Below are 24418 nucleotides of genomic sequence, written 5' to 3'. Positions count from 1 at the left end.
TGAATATGCTGAACACACGTTTTTCCGTGAGCCTGATCCTCATCGGCTGGCTCTGCCTCAGCGCGAGCGTCTGGGCGCAGGCGATCACGTTCGTTGCGCCCAGCGAGCGGCCGCAGCCGGAGGCGAGCAAACCCTGGCCGCAGAACCAGTTTCTGGTGCTGGCCTACCACGACGTCGAAGACGATGCCGCCGATCAGCGCTACCTCTCCGTGCGCACCAGCGCGCTAAACGAGCAGATTAGCTGGCTTCTGCACAACGGCTATCACGCCATCAGCGTGCAGGACATTCTGGACGCGCATGACGGCAAAAAATCGCTGCCGCCGAAAGCCGTTCTGCTTAGCTTTGACGACGGCTACAGCAGCTTCTACACCCGCGTCTGGCCGCTGCTTAAGGCCTGGAACGTGCCTGCGCTCTGGGCGCCGGTGGGCAGCTGGGTGGATACGCCAGCAAACCAGAAGGTGAACTTTGGCGGCCTGATGACGCCCCGGGATCGCTTCGCGACCTGGGACATGGTGCGCGAGCTCAGCCAGTCTCCGCTGGTTGAGATCGGATCGCATACCTGGGCCTCGCATTACGGCATCGTCGCCAACCCGCAGGGCAGCCGCGAACCGGCCATCGCCAACCGCTTTTATGATAAAGCGACGGGGCGCTATGAAACTGACCAGCAGTTCAGCCAGCGGATCGGCGATGACGTCCGCAAGGTGACGGAGAAAATCGCGCAGGTGACGGGCAAAGCGCCGCGCGCCTGGGTCTGGCCTTACGGTGCCGCCAGCGGTACGTCGCTCGCCATCGCCAGGCAGCAGGGCTACCGGCTGGCCTTTACTCTGGAGGACGGTCTGGGTGACGTGCGCAATCTCGGTAGCATTCCCCGTTTGCTGATCGCCGGCAACCCCTCGCTCAAAGCGTTTGCCAGTTCGGTCAGCCGGGTTCAGGAGCTCGATCCCGTGCGCGTGATGCACGTCGATCTCGACTACGTTTACGATCCCGATCCGGCTCAGCAGACCCAAAACATCAACAGGCTGATCCAGCGGGTCTACGACATGAAAATCAGCCACGTCTTCCTGCAGGCGTTTGCCGACCCGCAGGGCGATGGCAGGATCAGGGCGCTCTATTTCCCCAACCGCCGGCTTCCGGTCCGGGCCGATCTCTTTAACTTCGTATCCTGGCAGCTGCAAACCCGCGCGGGGGTGAAGGTCTACGCGTGGATGCCGGTGCTCTCGTTCGATCTCGATCCTGCCCTGCCGCGCGTGCAGCGCCGGGACGATCGAACCGGCCAGCTGCGCGAGGCCAATGAGCCCTACCTCAGGCTTTCACCGTGGGACCCGCAGGTTCGCCTGCAGGTGACGGAAATCTATGAAGATCTGGCCCGCCATGCCAGCTTCAACGGGATCCTGTTCCATGACGATGCGGTACTGACGGACGTTGACGCTGCCGGGCAGGACACGACGCGCCAGAAAAGCCGGAGGCTTATCGGTTTTACCCGCGCTCTGAGCCAGGCGGTGAAGCACATCCGCGGCCCGCAGATAAAAACCGCGCGCAATATGTTCGTCCTTCCCATTCTGCAGCCCGAAAGCGAAGCGTGGTTTGCGCAGAATCTCAATGATTTTCTGGCGGCCTATGACTGGACGGTGCCCATGGCAATGCCGCTGATGGAGTCCGTTCCGGCGAACGAGAGCAATGCCTGGCTGACGCGTTTGATCAAGGCCGTCGCCGCGCGGCCCGGCGCGCTGGATAAAACCATTTTCGAGCTGCAGGCCAGAGACTGGGAGCAGAAGCCGCAGCGCGCCGTCTCCGACAGTCAGCTTGCGGCGTGGATGCGCGTCCTCCAGCTGAACGGCATCAAAAACTACGGCTACTACCCTGACGATTTCATCAATAACCAGCCTGATATCTCGCGCATCAGGCCCGTCTTTTCTTCCTACTGGTACCCTGACAATGACTGATCGCATAATCGCCTTTTCAATTTTGTGTCTGGTATTCGGGCTGCCGTTAGGGGTGGCCGCCCTCTTTACCGGCGAGTTGATTCTGGATTTTGTCTTCTTCTGGCCGCTGTTTATGTCCGTGCTCTGGGTCACCGGCGGCCTCTATTTCTGGTTTCAGCTTGAACGCCGCTGGTCGTGGGATAAAGACACGCCCGCCCCGACGCTCGCCGGCGAGCCGCTCATCTCAATTCTGATCCCCTGTTTCAATGAGGAAAGAAACGCCAGAGAGACCATCAGCGCCGCGCTGGCTCAGCGGTACGAGAATATTGAAGTGATCGCCATCAACGACGGCTCGTCTGATAACACCGCGCAAGTGCTGCAGCAGCTGGCGCTGGAGCAGCCGCGCCTGCGGGTGATTAACCTCGCGGAGAACCAGGGAAAAGCCGTGGCGCTCAAAGCCGGGGCGGCAGCGGCCCGGGGCGATCTGCTGGTCTGCATTGACGGCGACGCCCTGCTCGACCGCGACACCGCGGCCTATCTGGTCGCGCCGCTGATTCAGTATCCCCACGTCGGGGCGGTCACCGGGAACCCGCGCATTCGCACGCGCTCCACGCTGATTGGCCGCATTCAGGTTGGCGAGTTTTCGTCCATCATTGGGCTCATCAAGCGGACGCAGCGGATCTATGGCCGGGTCTTTACCGTCTCCGGCGTCATCGCCGCCTTTCGTCGGCAGGCGCTGGCGGACGTCGGGTACTGGAGCCCGGACATGATCACCGAAGACATCGACATCAGCTGGAAGCTCCAGCTGCGCCACTGGGATATCTTTTTCGAGCCGCGGGCGCTGTGCTGGATCCTGATGCCGGAGACGCTGAAGGGCCTGTGGAAGCAGCGTCTGCGCTGGGCACAGGGCGGCGCGGAGGTATTTCTGGTCAACCTGCGCAAGATGGCGCGCTGGGAGCATCACCGCATGTGGCCCCTGTTTCTGGAGTACGCGCTGTCAACGCTGTGGGCCTTCGCGTATGCGATAACGGTGCTGCTGTACATCATCAGCCACGTCGCGCCAATTCCCGCCAGGCTGACCGTTGAAACCCTGTTTCCCCCGGCGTTTACCGGGCTGCTGCTGGGCGTGATGTGCCTGCTGCAGTTCCTGGTCAGCTTGTACATCGAGCGGCGCTATGAGCGCAAGGTGGCAAGCTCGCTTTTCTGGGTGATTTGGTTCCCGATGGTCTACTGGATGATTGGTCTGTTCACCACCCTCGTCGCATTTCCAAAAGTCATGCTTAAACGTCAGCGCGCCCGCGCGCGCTGGATCAGTCCGGACAGGGGAAAAGGAAGCCTTCAATGAATGAAAATACCTTAATTTTGACTGAACATCGGTTGCTGCCACGACTTTTTGATGCCGCGTTAACCGTGGTGGCGTGGGGCGGATTTCTGTTCTTCCTGTATGCCAGGCTGTGGATGCAGTTAACCGAGGAGAGCGACCACCGGTGGAGCGTGATTATTGCCTCCTTTAATACGGTGTTGATCTATTTGCTGTTCGCCGCACTCAACGGCTGGCTGCTGATTTTGTGGTATCAGTACAACCGCCGCCGCGCGAACGTAAGACGACGTCAGCCGGGCTTGTTGCATCATGACGAACTTGCCCGCAGCTTTAACGTCTCACCGCAGCTCATCTCGGAGATGAGCCAGCACAACCTGCTGACGGTTTATCATGACCAGATTGGACGCATCATCGAATTGAAAACCAGCGCGCAGCAGGACGAGGAAGCGCAGTAACAAAAAGCCCCCACAGAGAATACCCTGCGGGGGCTTTTTTAGCGCAGATGCACGTTACTTATCCTTCAGTACAATCAGCGGCTCGATATCGCTCTCTTTTTTCACCACCAGCGAGTCATCACCGCGCAGGCAGGTCCCGCCGTAATTTCCGCCCACGGTAAAGGTACAGACCTGAATGTACTTGCCGTCCACGTTTGGCAGGCACCACAGCTGCTGGTAGATATTTTTGCGGTCAACAAACTTGCCGCTGGATTTATCCAGCAGCTCGTCCTGGGCGCTGATGAGATCGATATTGCTGCCGCAGCGTCCGGCAATCGGCTTGACGGCGTATCCGGTCTGCTTCAGCAGGTCGTTCACCTCAAAATCGGTGTCGAGCAGGTAGCGGTGGTTCGGGAACAGCTGCCACAGGACCGGAAGAATCGCCTTGTTGCCGGGAATAACGGTCCACAGCGGTTCGAAGACCAGCACTTCCGGGCGAAGCAGCACATCAATCAGGCGCACTTCGCCCTCAGGATGCCCGGTGCGGATCGGCACGGCGGCGTATTCGGTTTCGCTGACCTCGCGGATCTGTTCTATCGCCGTCTCCCACGCCCAGGTTTTCCACACGCAGTTGACGTGGCGACCCTCGTCGTCAATCAGCTGCCCGGCAGCATCCCAGCTCAGGGCGCCAAGCCCGTGCAGAATTTTGGTTTCAAACCCGGCCTGCATCAGCGAGCGCTGGATAAAGAGCGCGTGATAGTCCTCTTCGACATCGTTGTCCTGCATGATGTGGACGAACGGCCGTGCGTGGCTATGCTTCCATGCGCCGGTCAGCTCTTCCAGCAGCCCTTCTGCCGGGTTATGCCCGCTGCCGCGATAGCCGTTTTTCACCCACTCTTCGAGAATGAGCCCGCCTTCAGTGTGGCAGGACGCGGAATCGGCGTTGTATTCGTAAACCTTAATGCCGCGCTCATCCATGCAAAAATCCATACGACCGGTGATCATATGGTGGCGACGCCACTGCCAGGAGAGGCGCAGGCGCGGCCAGAGGATTTTCGGGATGTCGAACAGCGCCAGCAGATTGTCGTCTTTCAGCACCTTGTCCGTCGCGTGCAGGTACATCAGGTGCAGTTCGTTGGTGGCCTTGATCAGCTCCTGCTCGGCGCTTTCGGTAATGGTGAAGTACTGGCAGGGATCTTTGTTGATCACATGGCCGTTGGCGCGGATATATGCCTGCTGCAGCGCGTCATTTTCGTTCAGCCATTTTCCGTCGAACTGACGTTTGTTTTTCAGCCGCGCGCCGCGGATTTTCAGCAGTTCACCGTCCGGTTCAGGCTGGGGAATGCTATGCTCCGTGTCGTCCGTCTGGATCATCCAGCCGAGAATTTCGGTATCGCTGAAGGTGTCATGAAGGGTATAGCAGCCATTCTCCACGGTCATGCGCAGCTCGCGCGTCCACTGCTGCCCGAGCGGCAGCGGCGAGTGAATAACGTTCTGCTCCGCAATACGCACCTTATCGTCCAGAAGCTGGGTGATCACCGCAACGTGGCCGGTCTCGTGAAACTCGCCGCCTTTTTGCCAGATCAGCAGTGCCCCGGCGCGCGGCGCGCGTTTTGAGCCGTTGGCAAAAGCCTGAAGGGGCAGAATGTTATCGTTCACCACCTGGCGTAAAAAGCGCAGGGAGAAGATTTCCCACGCCATGCCGACGTCGGTAAACACGAAGCCATAGTTGAGGAACAGGAAACGGCGGGCAAACTCGACGCACTGCCACTTGTGGCCCATGTATTCATTGCCGATATAGCTGCGGAAATCCGCGTCTTCCGGGTATTTTCGCGGATCCAGACTGCCGTAATTCGATGAGTAAATCGCCACGCCACCGGGCGCATAGCCTAACAATGTCCCGAATGGCGCATCACTGCTTAACTTTCCTTTACGCATGTATCCAACCTAAAACAGGCAGGCGGCAATTTTTTATGGGTTGTCGTCGTCTGCACGTTGTAATTAACCTGACAGAGGAGCGTTTATCATACACCTGCGCGACGCGTGAATAACATTTAAAACAGCCAGCATGCCGCGAAATGCCCTGGCGCAATCTCCTGCATCGCAGGCTCCTGCGTCTGGCAAACCGGCATGGCGTGCGGGCAGCGGCTGCAGAACTTACAGCCTGGCAGCGCGGACGTGGGGCCTGGAATGTCGCCGCGCAGGGTGGCGTCTTCGAGATTGCGGATGCGTGGATCGGCCTGGGGAACCGCCGCCAGCAGCGCGCGGGTGTAAGGGTGTGCCGGGCGCTGATACAGTTCATTCGCCGGGGCCACCTCTACCAGTTTGCCGAGATACATCACCCCAATACGGCTGGAGATATGGCGCACCATCGAGAGATCGTGGGCGATAAACAGATAGGTTAGCCCCAACTCCTGCTGCAGGTCCTGCAAAATATTCACCACCTGCGCCTGCACCGATACGTCCAGCGCCGAGAGCGGCTCATCGCACAGCACAAATTCAGGATGCACGGACAACGCGCGGGCAATACTGATGCGCTGACGCTGCCCGCCGCTGAACTCATGCGGGAACCGTTCAAGATGTTCGTGCTTCAGCCCCACTTTGTAGAGCAGCGTTTCCGTTCGTTCGCGCTGTTCTTCACGGCTGTAGCCGTGGATCTGCATCGGTTCGGCCACCAGCTGTCGCACCGTCATACCGGGGTTGAGCGAGGAGTAAGGATCCTGAAAAATTGCCTGCATCCGCTTACGCAGCGGCTTGAGCTCTCTTTCGCGGACGTGGGCGATTGCCTGTCCGGCAAAGTGGATCTCGCCAGAGGTAATATCGAAAAGGCGCAGTATGGCGCGCCCGAGGGTGGATTTTCCGCAGCCGGACTCCCCCACCAGGCCAAACGTCTCGCCGGGCTGGATATCAAAGCTCACGCCATCAACCGCCTTCACGGCCACGCCTTTACGCAGCAAACCGCCGTTGAGCGGATAGTGCTTCCGCAGATCGCGCACGCTCACTAATGGCGCCTGTTGTTCACTCATGCCTGAATCTCCTCGGCCCATAGCCAGCAGGCGGCGCGATGGCCCTCTCCGGCGGTGTAAAATGCGGGTTGCCGTTCACACTGGGGCATGCGCTTCGGGCAGCGTTCCGCAAATGGACAGCCCGGCGGCGGGTTAAGCAGGCCAGGCGGCGAACCTTCAATGGGCGATAAACGTTGGTTGACCTCATCCGGGCGCGGCAGAGAGGCCAGCAGACCTTGGGTGTAAGGATGCGCAGGGCGATAAAAAATGTCCTCCACGCTCCCCTCCTCCATCACCAGCCCGCCGTACATCACCACCACGCGGCTGCAGACCTGTGCCACCACGCCGAGATCGTGGGTGATCAGCAAAATCGCGGTCCGGGTCTGCTGTTGCAGACTTTTCAGCAGGCGCAGGATCTGCGCCTGAATGGTCACGTCCAGCGCGGTGGTCGGCTCATCGGCAATAAGAAGCTTCGGATTGCAGGAGAGCGCAATAGCGATCATCACCCGCTGGCGCATCCCGCCGCTGAACTCGTGGGGATACTGGTCGTATCGGCGTTCCGCTTCAGCAATGCCCACCTGATCCAGCATGGCTATTGCTGCCGCTTTGGCCGCTTTTTTCGACAGTTTTTTATTTCGCACCAGGATCTCAGACATCTGCTTGCCGATAGTGAGCACCGGGTTCAGGGCGGTCATCGGATCCTGAAAAATCATCGCGATCTCGTTGCCGCGAATGGCACGCATCTGCGCGGGCGTTTTCTGCGCCAGGTCCTCATTCTGGAAGCGAATGCTGCCGCCGGTTATCCGTCCGTTGCTCCCCAGAAGCTGGATAATCGACTTACAGGTGACGCTTTTCCCGCAGCCCGACTCGCCGACGATACCGACGAGTTCCCCCGGCTGAACCTGAAAGCTCACGCCGCGCACCGCGTGAACCTCGCCCTCGCGGGTGCGGAACGTGGTTTGCAGGTTCTCAAGCGCTAATAAGTTACTCATCGCGATTTGCTCCCGGCTCAAAGGCGGTACGGAACACATCGCCCAGCACGTTAAAGCTGAACACCGTCAGCAGGATCAGAATGCCGGGGAACATCGCCAGCCACGACGCTTCGCCAATATAAGACTGGGCGTTGTTAAGCATGCTTCCCCATGATGCCGCCGGTGCCTGCACGCCCAGCCCTAAGAAGCTGAGCGTAGACTCCATCAGAATGGCCGAGGCGATATTCAGCGTGGCCGCCACGATAATGGTCGGCAGCACGCCGGGAATGATGTGGCGCACGATAATACGCAGCGGATGCGCTCCCGACGCGCGGGCATAAAGCACGTACTCGCGCTCTTTCACCGATAGGGTTTCAGCACGCACCAGACGCGACATGTTCATCCACGTCAGCAGGCTGATAATCAGAATGATGTTATCCACGCCCGGCTTGAGGTAAGCATTCACCACCAGCAGCAGGAAGAAGGCCGGAATGGCCATCAGGATATCCACGGCGCGCATCATCAGGTTATCCAGCCAGCCGCCAAAATAGCCGCTCACCGTTCCTACCACCGTGCCGATAAGCGTGGAAAAGAGCATGGCAAGAAAACCGACCATCAGGGAGATCTGGCCGCCGTACAGCGCGCGGGTAAAGTAGTCGCGCCCGTATTCGTCGGTGCCGAACCAGTGCGCGGCATCCGGCGGCAACGTGCGCGCGCCGAGCGCCATCCGATCTGGATCGTACGGACTTAACCCCGCACAGAGCGCGGCGACAACGAAAATAAAAAGCACAAACAGGGAGAACTGCGCCGGACGGTTGCGGCGCAGCTGGTGACGAACCTGCTGCCAGCGTCTGCTCATCCGGTTACCTCAGCGTACGAATGCGGGGATCGGCGAAGCGATAAAGCACGTCGGCGATCAGGTTACCGACGATCAGCATTATCGACGAGAGCATGATGATCGCCATAATCAGCGGGTAGTCCAGCGAGGCGATCGACTGGATCCCGAGCAGCCCCATCCCCGGCCAGGAGAAGACGCTTTCCGTCACATAGGCCCCCACAATCAGCTCACCGAACGACAATCCGAACAGGGTGATCACCGGCAGCAGCACGTTTTTCAGCACGTGGCGGAACAGAATGCTGGAACGCGTGGCGCCGTAGGCCAGCTGGGTCTGCACGTAGTCGGCCGAGAGCTGCGAGATGGTGTTGGAGCGGATGTAGCGTACGTAGCTGGAAAGATTATAAAACGTGAGCGCAATACACGGCAGCACGCCGTGGCGCAGCAGATCCAGCGCATTATCTTCCATGCCGATGGTGCGCATCCCCATGCTGGGGAACCAGTTAAGCTGCACGGCAAAAACGGTGATGAGCAAAATGCCGAACCAGAAAATCGGTACCGAGATGCCGATATAGGCAAACAGGTTCAACAGGTGATCCAGCCAGCGGTGCTTAAATGCCCCCGCCAGCAGCCCCAGCGGGATCGCCAGCACGATAGCCATCAGCAGCGACGCCCCCATCAGCCCCAGCGTGGCCGGAATGCGTTCGCCGATCATCTCCAGCACCGGGCGGTGGTAAATCAACGAATAGCCGAGATCGCCCTGCAGGACGCTTTTCAGCCACAGGACGTACTGCGTGACCAGCGGCTTATCCAGCCCCAGGCTCTGGCGAATTCGCTCAATATCTTCCGGCGCCATACGCGGCGTGATGTACGCGGCCACGGGGTCGCCGGGCGCGAGCTTGACCAGCAAAAACGCCACCAGCGAAATAAAGAAAAGCATCGGCAGCAGCTGCAGCAGCCGACGCGTGAGGAGTGTGTTCACGACGTGCCCTTAAAAGGCCCCGATCTTACGACCGGGGCAACAGCCTATTTTTGATAAATTTTTGACAGATCCTGGAACAGATAAACCGGCTTCGGCTCCGCTTCCTTCGTGCCGCCGAAGCGTTTATCCACGGCGACGGTCGCATTGGTGTAGGCGATCGGGTAGTAGGTCATCTCGTTCGCCACGGTCTGCTGAATTTGCTTGTAGATATCGGCACGTTTCGCGGCGTCGGTTTCCACCGCACCTTTATCCCACAGGGCATCAAACTGCGGATTTTTGTAGTGCGCGTAGTTATAGGCTTCGTTGCTCATGAACAGCGATTTGTAACCGTCCGGCTCTGCTCCCATAATGTAGCCGCCCAGGTTCAGTTCCCACGCGGTGTTGTTCATATCAAGACTGCGCTGAGACATGGCGTTGGAGTCCAGCGGCATCAGCTCCACGTTCACCCCAATGCCCTTCAGCGCCTGCTGAATGTAGAGCGCCATGCTCTCCTGGGTTTTGTTGGTGTTCACATACGCCAGGCGCAGCTTGAGGTTGTCCGGCGCGCCGGACGTCTTGAGCAGGTCTTTGGCTTTTTGCAGATCGAATTTGTACTGTTCAACGTCATCCGTCTTGTAAAGCGTATCTGGCGTCAGGAACGAGGTTGCCGGTTTAGCGTAGTCCAGCGAGGTAAACGCGGTCTGGGTTAGCTCGTCTTTGTTGATGGCGTACGCGATGGCCTGACGCAGCGCTTTGCTCTTCATCACCGCCACGTTCTGGTTGAACGTCATATAGGCCAGACGGCCTTCCGGATAGACCACGAAGTCAAATTTCCCGGTATTTTTCAGGCGGTTCACATCCTGCGGGTCAACCATCTTGAGGTTGATTTCACCGTTTTGCAGCGCCAGGTTGGCGGCGTTGCTGTCTTTGGCGAAACGGTAGGTGACGGAATCGAGCTTCGGTTTGCCGTTCCAGTAATCGTCGAAGCGCGTAAGGGCGTAATACTGACCGGCGCGATACTCTTTAAATTTGAACGGCCCGGAACCGACCGGCGCATCGTTTTTGGTGCTCTTTTCCAGGTCGCCTTCACCGGCGAACACGTGCTGCGGGATCGGGTAGATCTGCACCAGGGTGCCGGTAAAGGCCGCGCTGACCTGCGGTAAGGTGAACTTAACGGTGCGCTCATCAACCTTGCTCACTTCAACAGGCTTGCCGCCGTAGGTAAACATGCTGCGGAAGAAGCTGTGCTGTTTGGCATCCAGCAGCTTATTGAAGGTGAAGACCACGTCGTCCGCCGTCAGCGGCTGTCCGTCCTGCCATTTTAGGTTGGGTTTTAGCGTCAGGGTATAGCTCAGGTTGTCGGCAGAAGGCGTCAGGCTTTCCGCCAGGCCCCACTCAATGTTGCCGTTATTAAAGCTGTACAGCGGGGCATAAAGCGCCTGCATGATGGTTAATGTTGTGCGGTCGCTGGCGTAGAGCGGATTAACGGCTAACGGGTCGCCGGAGGTAATCCCGATAATGAGCGAACCGCCCTCTTTTGGCGCGTCGCTTTTTGCCGCCGCGGCCGAATTTGTCTCTTTATTTTTCGCATCATCACAGCCCGCCAGGCCTAATGCGAGCGAAACGACCACTGCCGATAACAGAAGCTTGCGCATCTCACTAACTCCTTGCCTTATAAAGTGTTTATTACTGCATCTTTTATTTATGTTGAAGCATCATATTCAGCTTTAGTGGTTTACGCATTAATTATGAAAATGCGATTTTCGATTAAGCTTATGCCGGATTTGATATATATAAGCAGCAGAAGGAATAGCGGTTAATTGCTTGCGCTCACAACGTTAAACGCTTCACAAATCTCCTGCTACACTGCCTCAACACATCACTAAAAAGGCAGGCCAACATGTCAGACAACACGTATCAGCCACCCAAAGTGTGGGAATGGAAAAAGAACGGCGGCGGCGCGTTCGCCAACATCAACCGTCCAATTTCCGGCGCAACGCATGAGAAAGATCTTCCTGTCGGCTCTCACCCGCTGCAGCTCTACTCGCTGGGCACACCGAACGGCCAGAAGGTGACGATCATGCTCGAAGAGCTGCTGGCGCTGGGCGTGACGGGCGCGGAATACGATGCGTGGTTGATCCGCATCGGCGAGGGCGACCAGTTCTCCAGCGGGTTTGTAGACGTGAACCCGAACTCGAAAATACCGGCGCTGCGTGACCACTCCACGAACCCGCCAACGCGCGTCTTTGAATCCGGCAATATCCTGCTCTATCTGGCGGAGAAATTCGGCCACTTCCTGCCGAAAGATCCGGCGGGACGCACCGAGACGCTGAACTGGCTGTTTTGGCTCCAGGGCGCGGCACCGTTCCTCGGCGGCGGCTTTGGCCACTTCTACAACTATGCGCCGGTAAAAATCGAGTACGCGATTGACCGCTTCACCATGGAAGCTAAGCGCCTGTTCGACGTGCTGGATAAACAGCTGGCGCGCGGTCGCTACGTGGCGGGTGAGGAGTACACCATCGCGGATATGGCGATCTGGCCTTGGTTCGGCTGCGTGGCGCTGGGCAGCGTCTATAACGCCGCCGAGTTCCTGGACGCGGAGAAGTACACCAACGTCCAGCGCTGGGCGAAGGACGTGGCGAACCGCCATGCGGTTAAGCGCGGTCGCATCGTTAACCGCACCAGCGGCGAGCTGAACGAGCAGCTCCACGAACGCCACGCGGCGAGCGACTTCGATACCAATACGGAAGACAAGCGTCAGGCGTAACGTTTCGCCGGGCGGCTCCCCGCCCGGCAGTCGAGATCCTTGCCCAGGGCATGATTAGCCTAAAGGTTGAGTGGCTATTGCTGGCACTATCTGGACGTTTTTCTCACCTCAGAATGAGAAACGCCGTATCAACTGACAGCAGTCACAAAGGATCTGTTATGAAACTTATTAAAACAACGCTGGTTATCAGCGCCCTCATTTTTTCCACCTCGGGAATGGCCATCGACAAAACCGCCGCCGGCGCGGTAGCAGGTGCTGCTATTGGCGCTGCCACGGGCAAAGATCTGAAATCAACCGTGGGCGGTGCCGTGGTTGGCGCAGGCACGGGGGCAATGTTCAAAAACGGCGAAAAAGGCAAAGACGCACGTAAGGGCGGTGCCGTGGGTGCCGTCGTTGGCGCGGGCGCGGCTGCGGTGACGGGCAATAGCGTGCTGAAAGGCGCGGCCGTGGGTGCCGGCACGGGCGCGCTGATTGGTGAAGCGACGCACTAACAGCATCGGGAAAAGAAAGAAGTAAGGCCGCATCAGGCGGCCTGTTGTGTTATGCCGTCAGGCGGAACTTCTGCACCGAGCGTTGAAGCTCTTCGGTCTGGCGTTCCAGCGCCGCGGCTGCCGCGGAAACCTCTTCGACCAGCGAGGCGTTCTGCTGGGTGACGCCGTCCATCTGCGTAATGGCAATCCCGACCTGCGAAATGCCCTTACTTTGCTCCTCAGAAGCCGACGCGATTTGCTTCATAATGGTCGTCACCTCCGTCACGTCGCGCAAAATCGCATCCATGGTGGTGCCCGTGTCGCTCACCAGCTGCGCACCCTGCTCTACGCGGGTCACGGAATCGGTAATCAGACCCTCAATTTCTTTTGCCGCATTGGCGCTGCGGCTTGCCAGGTTGCGGACTTCACCCGCTACCACGGCGAACCCACGCCCCTGCTCGCCCGCGCGCGCCGCTTCTACGGCCGCATTGAGCGCCAGAATATTGGTCTGGAAGGCAATGCTGTTGATGACGTTGGTGATTTCAGCAATTTTCTTCGAGCTTTCCGAAATACCGCTCATGGTGGTGACCACCTCTTCCACCAGCGAGCCGCCGCGGCTGGCGGTGGTTGAGGCCACATCGGCAAGCTGGCTGGCCTGACGCGCGCTTTCGGCGTTCAGCTTCACGGTAGCGGTCAGCTGTTCCATGCTGGCCGCCGTCTCTTCCAGCGCGGCAGCCTGCTCTTCGGTACGGGAAGAGAGATCGTTGTTGCCGCTGGAGATCTCCGTCGCACCGCGCCAGATATTCTCACTGCCGGAGCGAATGGTGCTGACCGCTTCACGCAGGCTGTCCTGCATGGCGCTCAGCAGCGGCACCAGCTGTCCCACGCAGTTGCGGCCGAAAGGCGCAATGGGCTGGCTGAGATCGCCCTGGGCAATCTGGCGGAACTGCTGGCGAATGCGCTCCAGCGGTTTGACCAGCATCGCCACCAGGTAGCGGTCGGTAAAGAGCAGGATCAGCAGGCCGATAATGGTGGCGACGATAATAACCGTGCGGGTCATGCTGGTCAGGCCGTCGACCACCATGCGGGTGCTGTCGAGCGTCTTCGCGGCGGCATTATTGAACTTCTCGGCGGCGGCACCGAACGCACGGCTTAGCGGCGGCGTAACGTTGTTGGCCTGCTGGCGGTAGCCGTCCAGGGTCGCCTGCTTCGCCTGCTCCATTTGCGGCGTCACGCCCTGTTCAAGCAGCGCCTGCCAGGTACCGATCACCTGCGCAGAGACCTGCTCATCCATTGGGCCAGGCGAGATCGCCTTCATTTCGGCCAGTTTCTTACCCATGTTGTCCAGCGCCTGTTGGGCAGAGGACAAATCCGGCGTGCCGCCAGCGGCTTTGACCTCCATGGCGCGGCTCAGACGGGTCACAAAGCGGAAATACTGATCGTTGCCCTGGCTGAGCACCATCATCTGTTTAACCAGCTGGCGATCGACTTCATTGCCGTCTGATACCCGTGACAGGGACCAGGTGCTGTACAGCCCGACGCCCGCCCACATTAAACAAAAAATCCCGAGGATCGTCAGCATGACGAAACGGATCGTGAAATTACGGAGCATATTCATAAGTCTTCCTTGCCGTGAGGGTGAATTCGCCCAGAGGCGAGTGCTACTCTCGTTATCGGCAGGGTGCAGGGAAATTATAACCTTTTGTGATTATTTTTAGTTAGCGTGGCTTCACAGGTCGCACAGCCACCGTTAACCCTTATCTTCGCACGACATGATGTGATAAGTTCAGAATGAAAACGACGTTTCAAAAAATCATCTATAAGAAAAGGAGACATCATGTCCTGGTACCCTGACGCTACCCGCTACGAGAATATGCAGTACCGCTACTGTGGCAAGAGCGGCCTGCGCCTGCCCGCGCTGTCGCTGGGCCTGTGGCATAGCTTCGGCCACGTTCAGCCCCTTGACTCCCAGCGCGCGCTGCTGCGTAAAGCCTTCGATCTCGGTATTACCCATTTCGATCTTGCCAACAACTACGGCCCGCCTGCGGGAAGCGCGGAAGAGAACTTTGGCCGCCTGCTGCGTGAGGACTTTGCCCGGTATCGCGACGAGCTGATTATCTCCACTAAAGCCGGTTACGACATGTGGCCAGGCCCGTACGGTTCAGGCGGCTCACGCAAGTATCTGCTCGCCAGTCTCGACCAGAGCCTGAAACGTATGGGCGTCGAATACGTGGATATTTTCTATTCCCACCGCGTGGATGAAAATACGCCAATGGAAGAGACGGCCTCCGCGCTGGCTCATGCTGTTCAGAGTGGGAAAGCGCTGTACGTGGGCATTTCCTCCTACTCTACCGAGCGCACACAAAAAATGGCCGCGCTGCTGCACGAGTGGAAGATCCCGCTGCTGATCCACCAGCCGTCCTATAACCTGCTTAACCGCTGGGTCGATAAAACCGGCTTGCTGGATACGCTGGAAGCAAACGGCACGGGGTGTATTGCCTTTACCCCGCTGGCGCAGGGTCTGCTGACCGGAAAATACCTGAACGGTATTCCGGAAGGTTCTCGTATGCAGCACGAGGGGAACAAAGTGCGCGGCCTGACGCAGAAAATGCTGACGGAAGCTAACCTGAACAGTCTTCGTCTGCTTAATGAGATGGCGCAGGCGCGCGGGCAGACAATGGCGCAGATGGCGTTGAGCTGGCTGCTGAAAGATGCTCGCGTGACGTCAGTGCTGATTGGCGCGAGCCGCCCGGAACAGCTGGAGGAGAACGTTCAGGCGCTGGGTAATCTGCGCTTTACGGAAGATGAACTGACGCGGATTGACCAGCACGTGGCGGACGGGGAACTGAATTTGTGGCAGGCGTCGTCGGATAAATAGTGTGGTTCGATGCTTTCTCCCTTCACCCTAACCCTCTCCCCAGGAGAGGGTTAGGGTGAAGGGAGAAATGTGTACCTTATTTCTTGCTGATCTTATCCAGATACCCCATCACAAACGCCGACAGCACAAACGTCAGGTGGATAATCACATACCACATCAGCTTATTATCCGGGACGTTTTTCGCGTCCATAAACACGCGTAACAGGTGGATAGAGGAGATTGCCACTATAGATGCCGCAACTTTATTCTTCAGCGACGAGGCGTCCATTTTCCCCAGCCAGCTGAGCTTTTCTTTATGCTCGGCGATATCAAGCTGAGAGACGAAGTTCTCATAACCGGAGAACATCACCATCACCAGTAAGCCGCCCACCAGCGTCATATCCACCAGCGACAGCAGAACCAGAATTAAATCGGCTTCCGCCACGGAGAAAATGTTAGGCAATACGTGGAAAATCTCCTGGAAGAACTTGATCGTCAGGGCGACCAGCGCCAGGGAAAGACCGAAATAGACGGGTGCGAGCAGCCAGCGAGAGGCATACATTGCGTTTTCAAAGAAGCGTTCCATAAAATCCTGTCTGCAAACGAAACCAGCGCTCAGTATATCTCAACGGCGCTGACTGTTTGCAAGAACTAACCAGTACGCCACTCAGACGTCGTCCGGGTTAACCTCAGGACGCGCATACTCCGGCCAGACCAGCACCACCAGCTCCGGGTAGGCTTCCAGGCTAAACTCGCGAAAACACTGGCGAAGGTTTAATACGTCCAGGTCTGAATACGAGACCTTCTCACCGTTAAGACAGCGCTTTTTGATGTTGTCGTAATATTTATAAACCGCTGAATTCAGATCGCTACAGCGACGCTGCGCCTCAAACAGACCGGGCGTGTCATTAATTTCCGACATTTTCATGCGCTTAATTGTCGCGTGTAAGAAGTCGATATATTCATGATTCACCCGCCAGTACCAGACAGGCGTAACGGAGTTCATCAAAACAGAGAAATGATCTTCTCCTTCCTCTTTTGTCATCAGTTCAGGTTGTGGCGGTTCACTGGTGTCTTTCGACACTTTCGTTTTATTGAACTCCTGCATCAATAAAAGCACACCAGCGGTCAGTAATAGTAATGTGATGACCGTAAAAAAGATGCTGTTCATGGGTTGGCTCCATTTTTTTTGATTTTAAAATTGCCTCATGATATTGTCAACGAATCTCACGCCTTTACCAACCCCACCCTGTTGAAATTAAAGGAAATTAAAAATGCTGCCCGACTATCTCGTCCCGGCTAAGTACCACATTACGCCTGTGGAACAGCAACCGACGGAAGAAGAAAAAAAGGCCAGTTTCACTCAGGGGAAAAGAAAGCTCTCTGATTTCGAGCCTGATATATTAATTGGCGTTTCTCACACTGGCAAATCCCGTAATATGCTGCTGGAAGAGCACGATCGCCATATAAAAGACCGCTTATTTCGCGCTATAAAAATTGAAGCCTTCGTCCACCTGCTGAATGACCTGCAGGCAGAAGGCGAAATAGATGCCCAGAAACTAAGTCAAATAATGGCTGAAAAAACGAAAGAAATAAATGAGGCCGGCAATGAAATTTGGCTTAATCTAATTACACGAGAAACAAACAACCCTATTTTTTATACCCTGGGGGAAGATTAACGTGAAAGAAGTTAAAGACAATAACGTTTATTTGACTTTAGATGATAAAAAAAGTGATGAATTTATCTTAAAGCAAAATATCGAGGCGCTAAGAAATGCAAAAAATGCCGAGATGACGCGTATTACACAAGACCTGGTATCGATCCCGGCAACGCTGGTGCGTCTGAAATGGCAGAATCGCCGCGAGATTTATCCGTTACAGGTTAAAGAAGAAATTTACGGCGCCGTGATGAACGCCATCATCGAGCAGCTTCCAGAACTGAAAGAGAAACTGCTGGGACGTCTTGAGGCCAACTATCAGTATCTGCTTGCCAGAGAAGTCGCCACCCTGCGCCTGACGCGCAAACTGTCAGCCGGTGAGTACCGTACGTCAAACGTCACCTGCGTTGCGCTCGATGAGGACGCGCTGACCACCACCCCCTCTACCGCACCGACGGACAGCAAAAACGCATAAACCGACAGGCATAAAAAAAGCCGGCTTTCGCCAGCTTCTTTATCACTTCGAGGCCGCTTTCTCTTCCCCGACCAGCCCAATCTTCAGATAACCCGCCTGATGCAGCGTGTCCATTACCTTCATCATGGTTTCATAGTCGACGGTTTTGTCCGCCCGGAAGAAGACGGTGGTGTCCTTCTTGCCGCCGGTCAGCTGGTCCAGCGCCGGAATAACGGAGGCATCCGTCACAGGGTCGTTCCCCAGGAACATGGATTTATCCGCTTTCACCGACAAATAAATTGGCTTTTCCGGACGCGGCTGCGGCTGGCTGGAGGAGGCAGGCAGATTCACCTTCACGTCGACCGTCGCCAGGGGTGCTGCCACCATGAAGATAATCAGCAGCACCAGCATGACGTCGATAAACGGCGTCACGTTGATTTCGTGCATTTCGCCGTTATCGTCCAGATTTTCGTTTAGACGCATTGCCATACAATCAACCTACGCGCAGTTTAGACGCCGCATGCACCGGCTTCACGGCGCTGGCATTCAGGTCGAGATCGCGGCTTTGCAGCAGCAGAACCTGAGCGGCAACGTCGCCGAGCGTGGCTTTGTAGTTGCCGATCATACGCGCGAAAATGTTGTAGATAACCACCGCCGGAATTGCCGCGACCAGACCGATTGCCGTCGCTAGCAGCGCTTCCGCGATACCCGGGGCCACTACCGCCAGGTTGGTGGTTTGGGTCTGAGCAATGCCGATAAAGCTGTTCATGATGCCCCAGACCGTACCGAAAAGACCGATGAACGGTGAAATCGCGCCGATGGTCGCCAGATACCCATTGCCGCGTCCCATGTGTCGGCCAACGGCCGCAACGCGACGCTCCAGACGGAAACCGGTACGCTCTTTAATACCTTCGTTATCTTCACTGCCGGCGGAGAGTTCCAGCTCGTTCTGAGCTTCATTCACTAACAGGGTGGTCAGGCTTTTCGGGTGGAAGGATGAGGTCATCTCAGAAGCCTGATCCAGAGAGCGGGCTTCTGCCAACTGCTGCTGTTCCCGCTTGAGGCGACGCTTCTGCGAAAGCAGCTCGGCGCTTTTGCTGAAGAAGATAGCCCAGGTGACAACGGACGCCAGAATCAGGCCGATCATCACAATCTTAACCACGATGTCAGCATGATGATACATGCCCCAAACGGAGAGATCCGTCTGCATCAAATTATTACCCACTCTGTATCTCCAGGACGCAAATCACAAAATCTGAACGTAATAATATCAAAAAGCCGTCGAATTGATAGTCGTTCTCATTAGTATTTACATGGTGCCGTAATTTTCGCTCAGTTTCCTTGCGCTTACGCAGTAAAAATTTCTTATGCGCTTTTTTGCTAATATTTTCTGCTTATTCGATAAGCATGCGGGTGCAGTTTTTTACAATCGTGGTAGTCTGGACGTCCAGACGTATAAAAACAGGGTTAGCGAACATGACCAAGAAGCATCTTGATACCACGCTGGTGCAGGCGGGACGCAGCAAGAAATACACTCAGGGATCGGTCAACAGCGTGATTCAACGCGCCTCCTCGCTGGTGTTTGATACCGTTGAGGAGAAAAAAATCGCCACGCGTAACCGCGCAAAAGGTGGGCTGTTCTACGGTCGCCGCGGCACGCTAACCCATTTTTCGCTGCAGGAAGCGATGTGCGAGCTGGAGGGGGGCGCAGGCTGCGCGTTGTTCCCGTGCGGTGCGGCGGCGGTCGCCAACACCATTCTGGCGTTTGTGGAACAGGGCGACCATATCCTGATGACCAACACCGCCTATGAACCCAGCCAGGATTTCTGCACCAAAATTCTCAGCAAGCTCGGCGTGACCACCAGCTGGTTTGACCCGCTGATTGGTGAAGGCATTGCTGAACTTATCCAGCCAAACACGCGCATTGTGTTCCTGGAATCTCCTGGCTCCATCACCATGGAAGTGCACGACGTTCCGGCTATCGTGAAGGCCGCGCGCAGCAAAGCGCCAGAGGCGATTATCATGATCGACAACACCTGGGCGGCAGGTGTGCTGTTTAAGGCGCTGGAATTCGATATTGATATCTCGATTCAGGCGGCAACGAAATACCTGATTGGGCACTCTGACGGGATGATTGGCACCGCGGTTTCCAACGCGCGCTGCTGGGACCAGCTGCGGGAAAATGCCTACCTGATGGGCCAGATGGTGGATGCAGACACGGCATACATGACCAGCCGGGGCATTCGTACGCTCGGCGTGCGTCTGCGTCAACATCATGAAAGTAGTCTGAAAATCGCTGAATGGCTGGCGCAGCATCCGCAGGTTGAGCGCGTGAACCATCCGGCGCTGCCGGGTAGTAAAGGCCATGAGTTCTGGCAACGTGACTTTACGGGCAGCAGCGGGCTGTTCTCGTTTGTGCTTAAAAAACGGCTAAGTAATGACGAGCTGGCAAGCTATCTGGATAATTTTACCCTCTTCAGCATGGCCTACTCCTGGGGCGGTTTTGAATCCCTGATCCTGCCGAATCAGCCGGAGCAGATAGCGGCTCTGCGCCCCGGCGGAGAAGTGGACTTCAGCGGCACCCTCATTAGATTGCATATCGGTTTAGAAAATGTGGACGATTTAATTGCGGATTTATCTGCAGGCTTTGAACGTATCGTGTAGAGTGCGGGCTGAAAATGTACTCCCCGGACGCTTTTGTGAACACTGCATGCAGAAAAGTCTGCATGAGTTGCGCCTGCGATCAATCCCGACAGGTGAAATTGGGAGTACAATAGCGTTATCTCTGCTGTTCCACAGGAAAGTCCATGGCTGTTATTCAAGATATTATCGCGGCGCTCTGGCAACATGATTTTGCCGCCCTGGCGGATCCCCACGTTGTAGGCGTCGTCTATTTCGTGATGTTCGCGACGCTGTTTCTGGAAAATGGATTACTGCCAGCCTCGTTTTTACCCGGTGACAGTTTGCTTTTGCTTGCCGGGGCGCTGATCGGCAAAGGCGTCATGGACTTTACGCCAACGATGGTTATCCTTACCTCCGCCGCGAGCCTGGGCTGCTGGCTGAGCTATCTGCAGGGCCGCTGGCTGGGGAACACGCGCGTGGTGAAGGGCTGGCTGGCGCAGTTACCGCATAAATACCACCAGCGTGCGACCTGCATGTTTGACCGCCACGGCCTGCTGGCGCTGCTCGCCGGGCGTTTCCTGGCGTTTGTTCGCACCCTTCTGCCCACCATGGCGGGTATTTCCGGGCTGTCTAACCGCCGCTTCCAGTTCTTCAACTGGCTGAGCGCCCTGCTGTGGGTTGGCGTGGTAACCACCCTCGGCTACGCGCTGAACATGATCCCCTTTGTGAAGCACCATGAAGATCAGGTGATGACCTTCCTGATGATCCTGCCAATATTCCTGCTGGTTGCTGGGCTGGTGGGTACCATTGCGGTGGTGATTAAGAAAAAGTATTGCAGTGCATAAACAAAAGCCGGGTGGCGCTACCGCTTTCCCGGCCTACGTTTCCCCTCAGGCGCCCTGCATCGTTCTTATACGTGACGCATCCTCTCCCGGCGTGACGCCGAAATAGCGCTTAAACTCCCGACTGAACTGCGACGCACTTTCATAGCCGACGCGCATGGCCGCCGCGCTGGCCTTCATGCCGTCGTGGATCATCAACATCCGTGCCTTATGCAAACGGTAGGTTTTGAGGTACTGCAGCGGCGAGGTACTGGTCACCGACTTAAAGTTGTGGTGAAACGCCGAAACGCTCATGTTCGCTTCCGCCGCCAGCTGGTCAACGCTGAGGTTCTCCGTGTACTGGCTTTCAATACGCTTGAGCACGCGGCTGATCAGGCTGAAGTGGGTCTGTCGGCTCACCAGCGCGAGTAACGCCCCGCCGCCCGGCCCCAGCAGCACGTGATAAAGAATTTCGCGGATAATCTGCTTGCCGAGAATACGCGCGTCCAGCGGCCTTTTCATGACGTCCAGCAGGCGCTCAATGGCGCAGAGGATCTCTTCCGACAGCGTCGCCGAGTTAATCCCGCTGGAGGCCATCGATGGCTGGAAAAGCTCGTCTTCGCCAATCTCCATCAGCAGCTCCTGCAGCTGAAAAATATCGACGTTGACGCGAATACCCGCCAGCGGGACCGCCTCTGTCGCGAAGGTTTCACATTCGAAGGGTAAAGGTACCGTCAGGAGCAGATATTCATTGGTGTCGTAGCGGAACACCCGCTCATTGATATAGCCAATCTTATGGCCCGAAAAGAGAAAAACGATGCCCGGCTGGTACATCACCGGCGTGCGCGTCCCGGGCTGCGTGCCGTAGAGCAGGCGAATATCCGGCAGCAGATCGTAAACATTATTTTGCTTATCTATCATGCGTTTAATCTGCGAGGTAAGCTGAAGGCAGATCGCTTCACGGTTCATTTTACGTTACTCCGGGTACGGTTTCCGACCCTCACAGTCTGCGCATTTTTACGAAGTTTCTCCAGCGCTCTGTAGAAATAGGCAAGACATCGGCAGGAATGTGCATTGAGAGCCTGGCCCCGGACGGCCACAATGAGCAGCATCAGGTAGCCATCAGCGCCACCACGGTTTTTCACCCACTAAAGGGAACGAGCAATGAACAACTTTAATCTTCACACCCCAACCCGCATTCTGTTTGGTAAAGACGCTATCGCCGACCTGCGCGCGCAGATCCCTGCTGACGCCCGCGTGCTGATCACCTACGGTGGCGGCAGCGTGAAAAAAACCGGCGTGCTGGATCAAGTTTACAGCGCTCTGGACGGACTGGACGTGCGTGAGTTCGGCGGCATTGAGCCAAACCCGTCTTACGAAACGCTGATGAACGCGGTGAAAATCGCCCGCGAAGAAAACATCACCTTCCTGCTGGCGGTCGGCGGCGGCTCCGTGCTGGACGGCACTAAATTCATCGCGGCGGCAGCGCACTACGCTGATGGCATCGATCCGTGGCACATCCTCGAAACCCGCGGCAGCGACATTAAAAGCGCGATCCCGATGGGATCCGTATTGACCCTGCCAGCGACGGGTTCTGAATCCAACAAGGGCGCGGTGATCTCCCGTAAAACTACCGGTGATAAGCAGGCCTTCATGAACGAACACGTTCAGCCTGTCTTCGCCATTTTGGATCCGGTTTACACCTACACCCTGCCCGCACGTCAGGTGGCGAACGGCGTGGTCGACGCCTTTGTACACACCGTCGAGCAGTACGTGACCTACCCTGTTAATGCCAAAATTCAGGATCGCTTCGCGGAAGGCATTCTGCTCACGCTGATTGAAGACGGCCCGAAAGCGCTGAAAGAGCCGGAAAACTACGACGTGCGTGCCAACGTCATGTGGGCCGCGACGCAGGCGCTGAACGGCCTGATCGGCGCTGGCGTGCCGCAGGACTGGGCAACCCATATGCTGGGCCACGAGCTGACGGCGATGCACGGCCTGGACCACGCCCAGACGCTGGCCGTTGTGCTGCCTGCGCTGTGGAACGAAAAACGGGATACCAAGCGCGCCAAACTGCTGCAGTACGCCGAGCGCGTGTGGAACATCACCGAGGGTTCTGACGATGCGCGTATTGATGCCGCCATTGCAGCGACCCGTAACTTCTTTGAAAGCCTGGGCGTGCCAACGCGTCTGTCCGGCTACGGCCTGGACGGCAGCTCCATCCCTGCCCTGCTGGTAAAACTCGAAGAGCACGGCATGACCCATCTGGGCGAGCATGGAGACATTACGCTGGACGTCAGCCGTCGAATCTACGAAGCGGCACGCTAAGCGTTTTTGGCATCCTGACTTTCGTTTTTTGACATTTCGTCCAGACTTAATGCACACCCCATCGCCGGAGTCCCCCTCCGGCGATGCGCACCTGAAGGAGGAAAAATGGCAAACCAAACCGTAATCAAGCTGCAGGACGGCAACGTGATGCCCCAGCTGGGGCTAGGTGTATGGAAAGCCGGTAACGACGAGGTCGTCTCCGCCATTCATAAAGCACTCGAAGTCGGCTATCGGTCGATTGATACCGCCGCCGCGTACAAAAACGAGGACGGCGTGGGGACCGCGCTGGCCAGCGCCGGCGTCCCTCGCGATGAGCTGTTCATCACCACTAAACTGTGGAACGACGATCAAAAGCGCCCCCGCGAAGCGTTGCAGGAGAGCCTGGAGAAACTCCAGCTTGATTTCGTCGATCTGTACCTGATGCACTGGCCGGTTCCGGCCATCGACCATTACGTTGACGCCTGGAAAGGGATGATTGAACTGCAGAAAGAGGGGCTGGTGAAAAGCATCGGCGTCTGTAACTTCCAGGTGCATCACCTGCAGCGCCTGATTGACGAAACGGGCGTCGCTCCGGTGATTAACCAGATCGAGCTGCACCCGCTGCTGCAGCAGCGTCAGCTTCACGCCTGGAACGCCACCCACAAGATCCAGACCGAGTCCTGGAGCCCGCTGGCGCAGGGTGGTGAAGGCGTGTTCGATCAGAAAATCATCCGCGACCTGGCGGATAAATACGGCAAAACCCCGGCGCAGATCGTCATTCGCTGGCATCTGGACAACGGCCTGGTGGTGATCCCGAAATCGGTCACGCCGTCGCGCATTGCCGAGAACTTCGACGTCTGGGATTTCCGACTGGACAAAGACGAGCTGGGTGAAATTGCGAAGCTGGATAAAGGTAAGCGGCTTGGGCCGGACCCGGATCAGTTTGGCGGTTAATCGCGTTAAAACGCCGGGTGGCGGCTTCGCCTTACCCGACCTACAAAAAACCCCGGCAA

General features: G+C 57.0%; 24 protein-coding genes. 12 read left to right on the top strand and 12 right to left on the bottom strand.

The window, feature by feature from the left end:
- Nucleotides 1-5: 5 nt before the first annotated feature.
- The 3 genes from pgaB to pgaD are packed head-to-tail and all read left to right on the top strand — an operon-like array spanning nt 6 to nt 3698.
- Entirely contained in the window at nt 6-1943 is a 1938-nt protein-coding gene (gene pgaB, locus IM313_RS04125; RefSeq protein ID WP_192971886.1) for a poly-beta-1,6-N-acetyl-D-glucosamine N-deacetylase PgaB, read from the top strand.
- Nucleotides 1936-3267 carry a poly-beta-1,6-N-acetyl-D-glucosamine synthase gene (gene pgaC / locus IM313_RS04120; protein ID WP_049000669.1) on the top strand — a complete coding sequence of 444 codons (1332 nt, stop codon included), beginning with the start codon at nt 1936-1938 and terminating at the stop codon, nt 3265-3267. Before pgaB ends, pgaC begins: the two co-directional genes overlap by 8 nt.
- A complete protein-coding gene (gene pgaD / locus IM313_RS04115) occupies nt 3264-3698 on the top strand; it encodes a poly-beta-1,6-N-acetyl-D-glucosamine biosynthesis protein PgaD (protein WP_045260787.1) in 435 nt (144 codons plus the stop codon). Before pgaC ends, pgaD begins: the two co-directional genes overlap by 4 nt.
- 54 nt (nt 3699-3752) lie before the next feature.
- On the opposite strand, the gene gss is transcribed toward pgaD, so the two are convergent.
- The 6 genes from gss to IM313_RS04085 all read right to left on the bottom strand — a co-directional run bounded on the left by gss (nt 3753) and on the right by IM313_RS04085 (nt 11104).
- Complete coding sequence (gene gss, locus IM313_RS04110) at nt 3753-5615, bottom strand: bifunctional glutathionylspermidine amidase/synthase (protein WP_047367403.1); 1863 nt, start codon at nt 5613-5615, stop codon at nt 3753-3755.
- A gap of 116 nt (nt 5616-5731) precedes the next feature.
- Complete coding sequence (locus tag IM313_RS04105; RefSeq protein ID WP_192971887.1) at nt 5732-6703, bottom strand: ABC transporter ATP-binding protein; 972 nt, start codon at nt 6701-6703, stop codon at nt 5732-5734.
- On the bottom strand, nt 6700-7674 hold the full coding sequence (locus IM313_RS04100; protein ID WP_047367402.1) for an ABC transporter ATP-binding protein: 975 nt from the start codon (nt 7672-7674) through the stop codon (nt 6700-6702). The genes IM313_RS04105 and IM313_RS04100 overlap by 4 nt, the downstream gene beginning before the upstream one ends.
- Complete coding sequence (locus tag IM313_RS04095; protein ID WP_028014404.1) at nt 7667-8512, bottom strand: ABC transporter permease; 846 nt, start codon at nt 8510-8512, stop codon at nt 7667-7669. The genes IM313_RS04100 and IM313_RS04095 overlap by 8 nt, the downstream gene beginning before the upstream one ends.
- A gap of 4 nt (nt 8513-8516) precedes the next feature.
- Nucleotides 8517-9470, bottom strand: a complete 954-nt coding sequence (locus IM313_RS04090) for an ABC transporter permease (protein ID WP_028014405.1) — start codon at nt 9468-9470, stop codon at nt 8517-8519.
- 44 nt (nt 9471-9514) lie between these two features.
- Nucleotides 9515-11104 (bottom strand): ABC transporter substrate-binding protein, encoded by a 1590-nt coding sequence (locus IM313_RS04085; RefSeq protein WP_045260792.1) that lies wholly within the window; start codon nt 11102-11104, stop codon nt 9515-9517.
- 245 nt (nt 11105-11349) lie between these two features.
- Between IM313_RS04085 and yghU the strand changes: the two genes are divergently transcribed.
- Nucleotides 11350-12216, top strand: coding sequence for a glutathione-dependent disulfide-bond oxidoreductase (gene yghU, locus IM313_RS04080; RefSeq protein WP_028014407.1), 867 nt, complete (start codon nt 11350-11352; stop codon nt 12214-12216).
- A gap of 158 nt (nt 12217-12374) precedes the next feature.
- A complete protein-coding gene (locus IM313_RS04075) occupies nt 12375-12707 on the top strand; it encodes a glycine zipper domain-containing protein (protein WP_041908148.1) in 333 nt (110 codons plus the stop codon).
- A 49-nt stretch (nt 12708-12756) separates the two neighbouring features.
- Here the strand turns inward: IM313_RS04075 and IM313_RS04070 are convergent, their stop codons facing one another.
- A complete protein-coding gene (locus IM313_RS04070) occupies nt 12757-14304 on the bottom strand; it encodes a methyl-accepting chemotaxis protein (RefSeq protein ID WP_048957265.1) in 1548 nt (515 codons plus the stop codon).
- Between the two features lie 219 nt (nt 14305-14523).
- Between IM313_RS04070 and IM313_RS04065 the strand changes: the two genes are divergently transcribed.
- Nucleotides 14524-15564 (top strand): aldo/keto reductase, encoded by a 1041-nt coding sequence (locus IM313_RS04065; RefSeq protein WP_192971888.1) that lies wholly within the window; start codon nt 14524-14526, stop codon nt 15562-15564.
- A gap of 76 nt (nt 15565-15640) precedes the next feature.
- Here the strand turns inward: IM313_RS04065 and IM313_RS04060 are convergent, their stop codons facing one another.
- The gene (locus IM313_RS04060) at nt 15641-16129 is read right to left on the bottom strand and encodes a TIGR00645 family protein (protein ID WP_003862473.1); all 489 of its coding nucleotides are present in this window, start codon (nt 16127-16129) and stop codon (nt 15641-15643) included.
- An 81-nt stretch (nt 16130-16210) separates the two neighbouring features.
- Nucleotides 16211-16714: an ESA_00282 family adhesion-associated protein gene (locus IM313_RS04055; RefSeq protein WP_041908140.1), complete on the bottom strand. Its 504-nt coding sequence runs from the start codon at nt 16712-16714 to the stop codon at nt 16211-16213.
- Nucleotides 16715-16817: 103 nt separating this feature from the next.
- On the opposite strand from IM313_RS04055, the gene IM313_RS04050 reads away from it, so the two are divergent.
- Together IM313_RS04050 and IM313_RS04045 are read left to right on the top strand one after the other, a co-directional pair.
- On the top strand, nt 16818-17222 hold the full coding sequence (locus IM313_RS04050; RefSeq protein ID WP_100170865.1) for a hypothetical protein: 405 nt from the start codon (nt 16818-16820) through the stop codon (nt 17220-17222).
- A gap of 1 nt (nt 17223) precedes the next feature.
- A complete protein-coding gene (locus tag IM313_RS04045; protein ID WP_192971889.1) occupies nt 17224-17676 on the top strand; it encodes a cytoplasmic protein in 453 nt (150 codons plus the stop codon).
- A gap of 42 nt (nt 17677-17718) precedes the next feature.
- Here IM313_RS04045 and exbD read toward each other — a convergent pair whose 3' ends face one another.
- Nucleotides 17719-18144: a TonB system transport protein ExbD gene (exbD, locus tag IM313_RS04040; protein ID WP_032643392.1), complete on the bottom strand. Its 426-nt coding sequence runs from the start codon at nt 18142-18144 to the stop codon at nt 17719-17721.
- A gap of 4 nt (nt 18145-18148) precedes the next feature.
- Nucleotides 18149-18880 carry a tol-pal system-associated acyl-CoA thioesterase gene (exbB, locus tag IM313_RS04035; RefSeq protein ID WP_028014417.1) on the bottom strand — a complete coding sequence of 244 codons (732 nt, stop codon included), beginning with the start codon at nt 18878-18880 and terminating at the stop codon, nt 18149-18151.
- A gap of 251 nt (nt 18881-19131) precedes the next feature.
- On the opposite strand from exbB, the gene metC reads away from it, so the two are divergent.
- A complete protein-coding gene (gene metC, locus IM313_RS04030) occupies nt 19132-20319 on the top strand; it encodes a cystathionine beta-lyase (RefSeq protein WP_192971890.1) in 1188 nt (395 codons plus the stop codon).
- Nucleotides 20320-20462: 143 nt separating this feature from the next.
- A complete protein-coding gene (gene yghB / locus IM313_RS04025; protein WP_028014419.1) occupies nt 20463-21122 on the top strand; it encodes a DedA family general envelope maintenance protein YghB in 660 nt (219 codons plus the stop codon).
- Nucleotides 21123-21167: 45 nt separating this feature from the next.
- Here yghB and IM313_RS04020 read toward each other — a convergent pair whose 3' ends face one another.
- Nucleotides 21168-22067 (bottom strand): AraC family transcriptional regulator, encoded by a 900-nt coding sequence (locus IM313_RS04020; RefSeq protein ID WP_192971891.1) that lies wholly within the window; start codon nt 22065-22067, stop codon nt 21168-21170.
- Nucleotides 22068-22262: 195 nt separating this feature from the next.
- On the opposite strand from IM313_RS04020, the gene yqhD reads away from it, so the two are divergent.
- A complete protein-coding gene (gene yqhD / locus IM313_RS04015; RefSeq protein ID WP_192971892.1) occupies nt 22263-23426 on the top strand; it encodes an alcohol dehydrogenase in 1164 nt (387 codons plus the stop codon).
- A gap of 105 nt (nt 23427-23531) precedes the next feature.
- Nucleotides 23532-24359: a 2,5-didehydrogluconate reductase DkgA gene (gene dkgA, locus IM313_RS04010; protein WP_021242117.1), complete on the top strand. Its 828-nt coding sequence runs from the start codon at nt 23532-23534 to the stop codon at nt 24357-24359.
- The last annotated feature ends 59 nt before the right edge of the window (nt 24360-24418 follow it).

It is taken from the genome of Enterobacter cloacae complex sp. P2B, from assembly GCF_014895985.1.
GTDB lineage: Bacteria > Pseudomonadota > Gammaproteobacteria > Enterobacterales > Enterobacteriaceae > Enterobacter > Enterobacter bugandensis.
Note: the sequence above shows the minus strand (reverse complement) of the source record. Positions and strands in the feature narration are given on the sequence as shown.

What these genes read in the sequence shown, in the direction of transcription:
- pgaB (WP_192971886.1), top strand. Translation starts at nt 6, where the DNA reads ATGCTGAACACACGTTTTTCCGTGAGCCTGATCCTCATCGGCTGGCTC.
- pgaC (WP_049000669.1), top strand. Translation starts at nt 1,936, where the DNA reads ATGACTGATCGCATAATCGCCTTTTCAATTTTGTGTCTGGTATTCGGG.
- pgaD (WP_045260787.1), top strand. Translation starts at nt 3,264, where the DNA reads ATGAATGAAAATACCTTAATTTTGACTGAACATCGGTTGCTGCCACGA.
- gss (WP_047367403.1), bottom strand. Translation starts at nt 5,615, where the DNA reads ATGCGTAAAGGAAAGTTAAGCAGTGATGCGCCATTCGGGACATTGTTA.
- IM313_RS04105 (WP_192971887.1), bottom strand. Translation starts at nt 6,703, where the DNA reads ATGAGTGAACAACAGGCGCCATTAGTGAGCGTGCGCGATCTGCGGAAG.
- IM313_RS04100 (WP_047367402.1), bottom strand. Translation starts at nt 7,674, where the DNA reads ATGAGTAACTTATTAGCGCTTGAGAACCTGCAAACCACGTTCCGCACC.
- IM313_RS04095 (WP_028014404.1), bottom strand. Translation starts at nt 8,512, where the DNA reads ATGAGCAGACGCTGGCAGCAGGTTCGTCACCAGCTGCGCCGCAACCGT.
- IM313_RS04085 (WP_045260792.1), bottom strand. Translation starts at nt 11,104, where the DNA reads ATGCGCAAGCTTCTGTTATCGGCAGTGGTCGTTTCGCTCGCATTAGGC.
- yghU (WP_028014407.1), top strand. Translation starts at nt 11,350, where the DNA reads ATGTCAGACAACACGTATCAGCCACCCAAAGTGTGGGAATGGAAAAAG.
- IM313_RS04075 (WP_041908148.1), top strand. Translation starts at nt 12,375, where the DNA reads ATGAAACTTATTAAAACAACGCTGGTTATCAGCGCCCTCATTTTTTCC.
- IM313_RS04070 (WP_048957265.1), bottom strand. Translation starts at nt 14,304, where the DNA reads ATGAATATGCTCCGTAATTTCACGATCCGTTTCGTCATGCTGACGATC.
- IM313_RS04065 (WP_192971888.1), top strand. Translation starts at nt 14,524, where the DNA reads ATGTCCTGGTACCCTGACGCTACCCGCTACGAGAATATGCAGTACCGC.
- IM313_RS04060 (WP_003862473.1), bottom strand. Translation starts at nt 16,129, where the DNA reads ATGGAACGCTTCTTTGAAAACGCAATGTATGCCTCTCGCTGGCTGCTC.
- IM313_RS04055 (WP_041908140.1), bottom strand. Translation starts at nt 16,714, where the DNA reads ATGAACAGCATCTTTTTTACGGTCATCACATTACTATTACTGACCGCT.
- IM313_RS04050 (WP_100170865.1), top strand. Translation starts at nt 16,818, where the DNA reads ATGCTGCCCGACTATCTCGTCCCGGCTAAGTACCACATTACGCCTGTG.
- exbD (WP_032643392.1), bottom strand. Translation starts at nt 18,144, where the DNA reads ATGGCAATGCGTCTAAACGAAAATCTGGACGATAACGGCGAAATGCAC.
- metC (WP_192971890.1), top strand. Translation starts at nt 19,132, where the DNA reads ATGACCAAGAAGCATCTTGATACCACGCTGGTGCAGGCGGGACGCAGC.
- yghB (WP_028014419.1), top strand. Translation starts at nt 20,463, where the DNA reads ATGGCTGTTATTCAAGATATTATCGCGGCGCTCTGGCAACATGATTTT.
- IM313_RS04020 (WP_192971891.1), bottom strand. Translation starts at nt 22,067, where the DNA reads ATGAACCGTGAAGCGATCTGCCTTCAGCTTACCTCGCAGATTAAACGC.
- yqhD (WP_192971892.1), top strand. Translation starts at nt 22,263, where the DNA reads ATGAACAACTTTAATCTTCACACCCCAACCCGCATTCTGTTTGGTAAA.
- dkgA (WP_021242117.1), top strand. Translation starts at nt 23,532, where the DNA reads ATGGCAAACCAAACCGTAATCAAGCTGCAGGACGGCAACGTGATGCCC.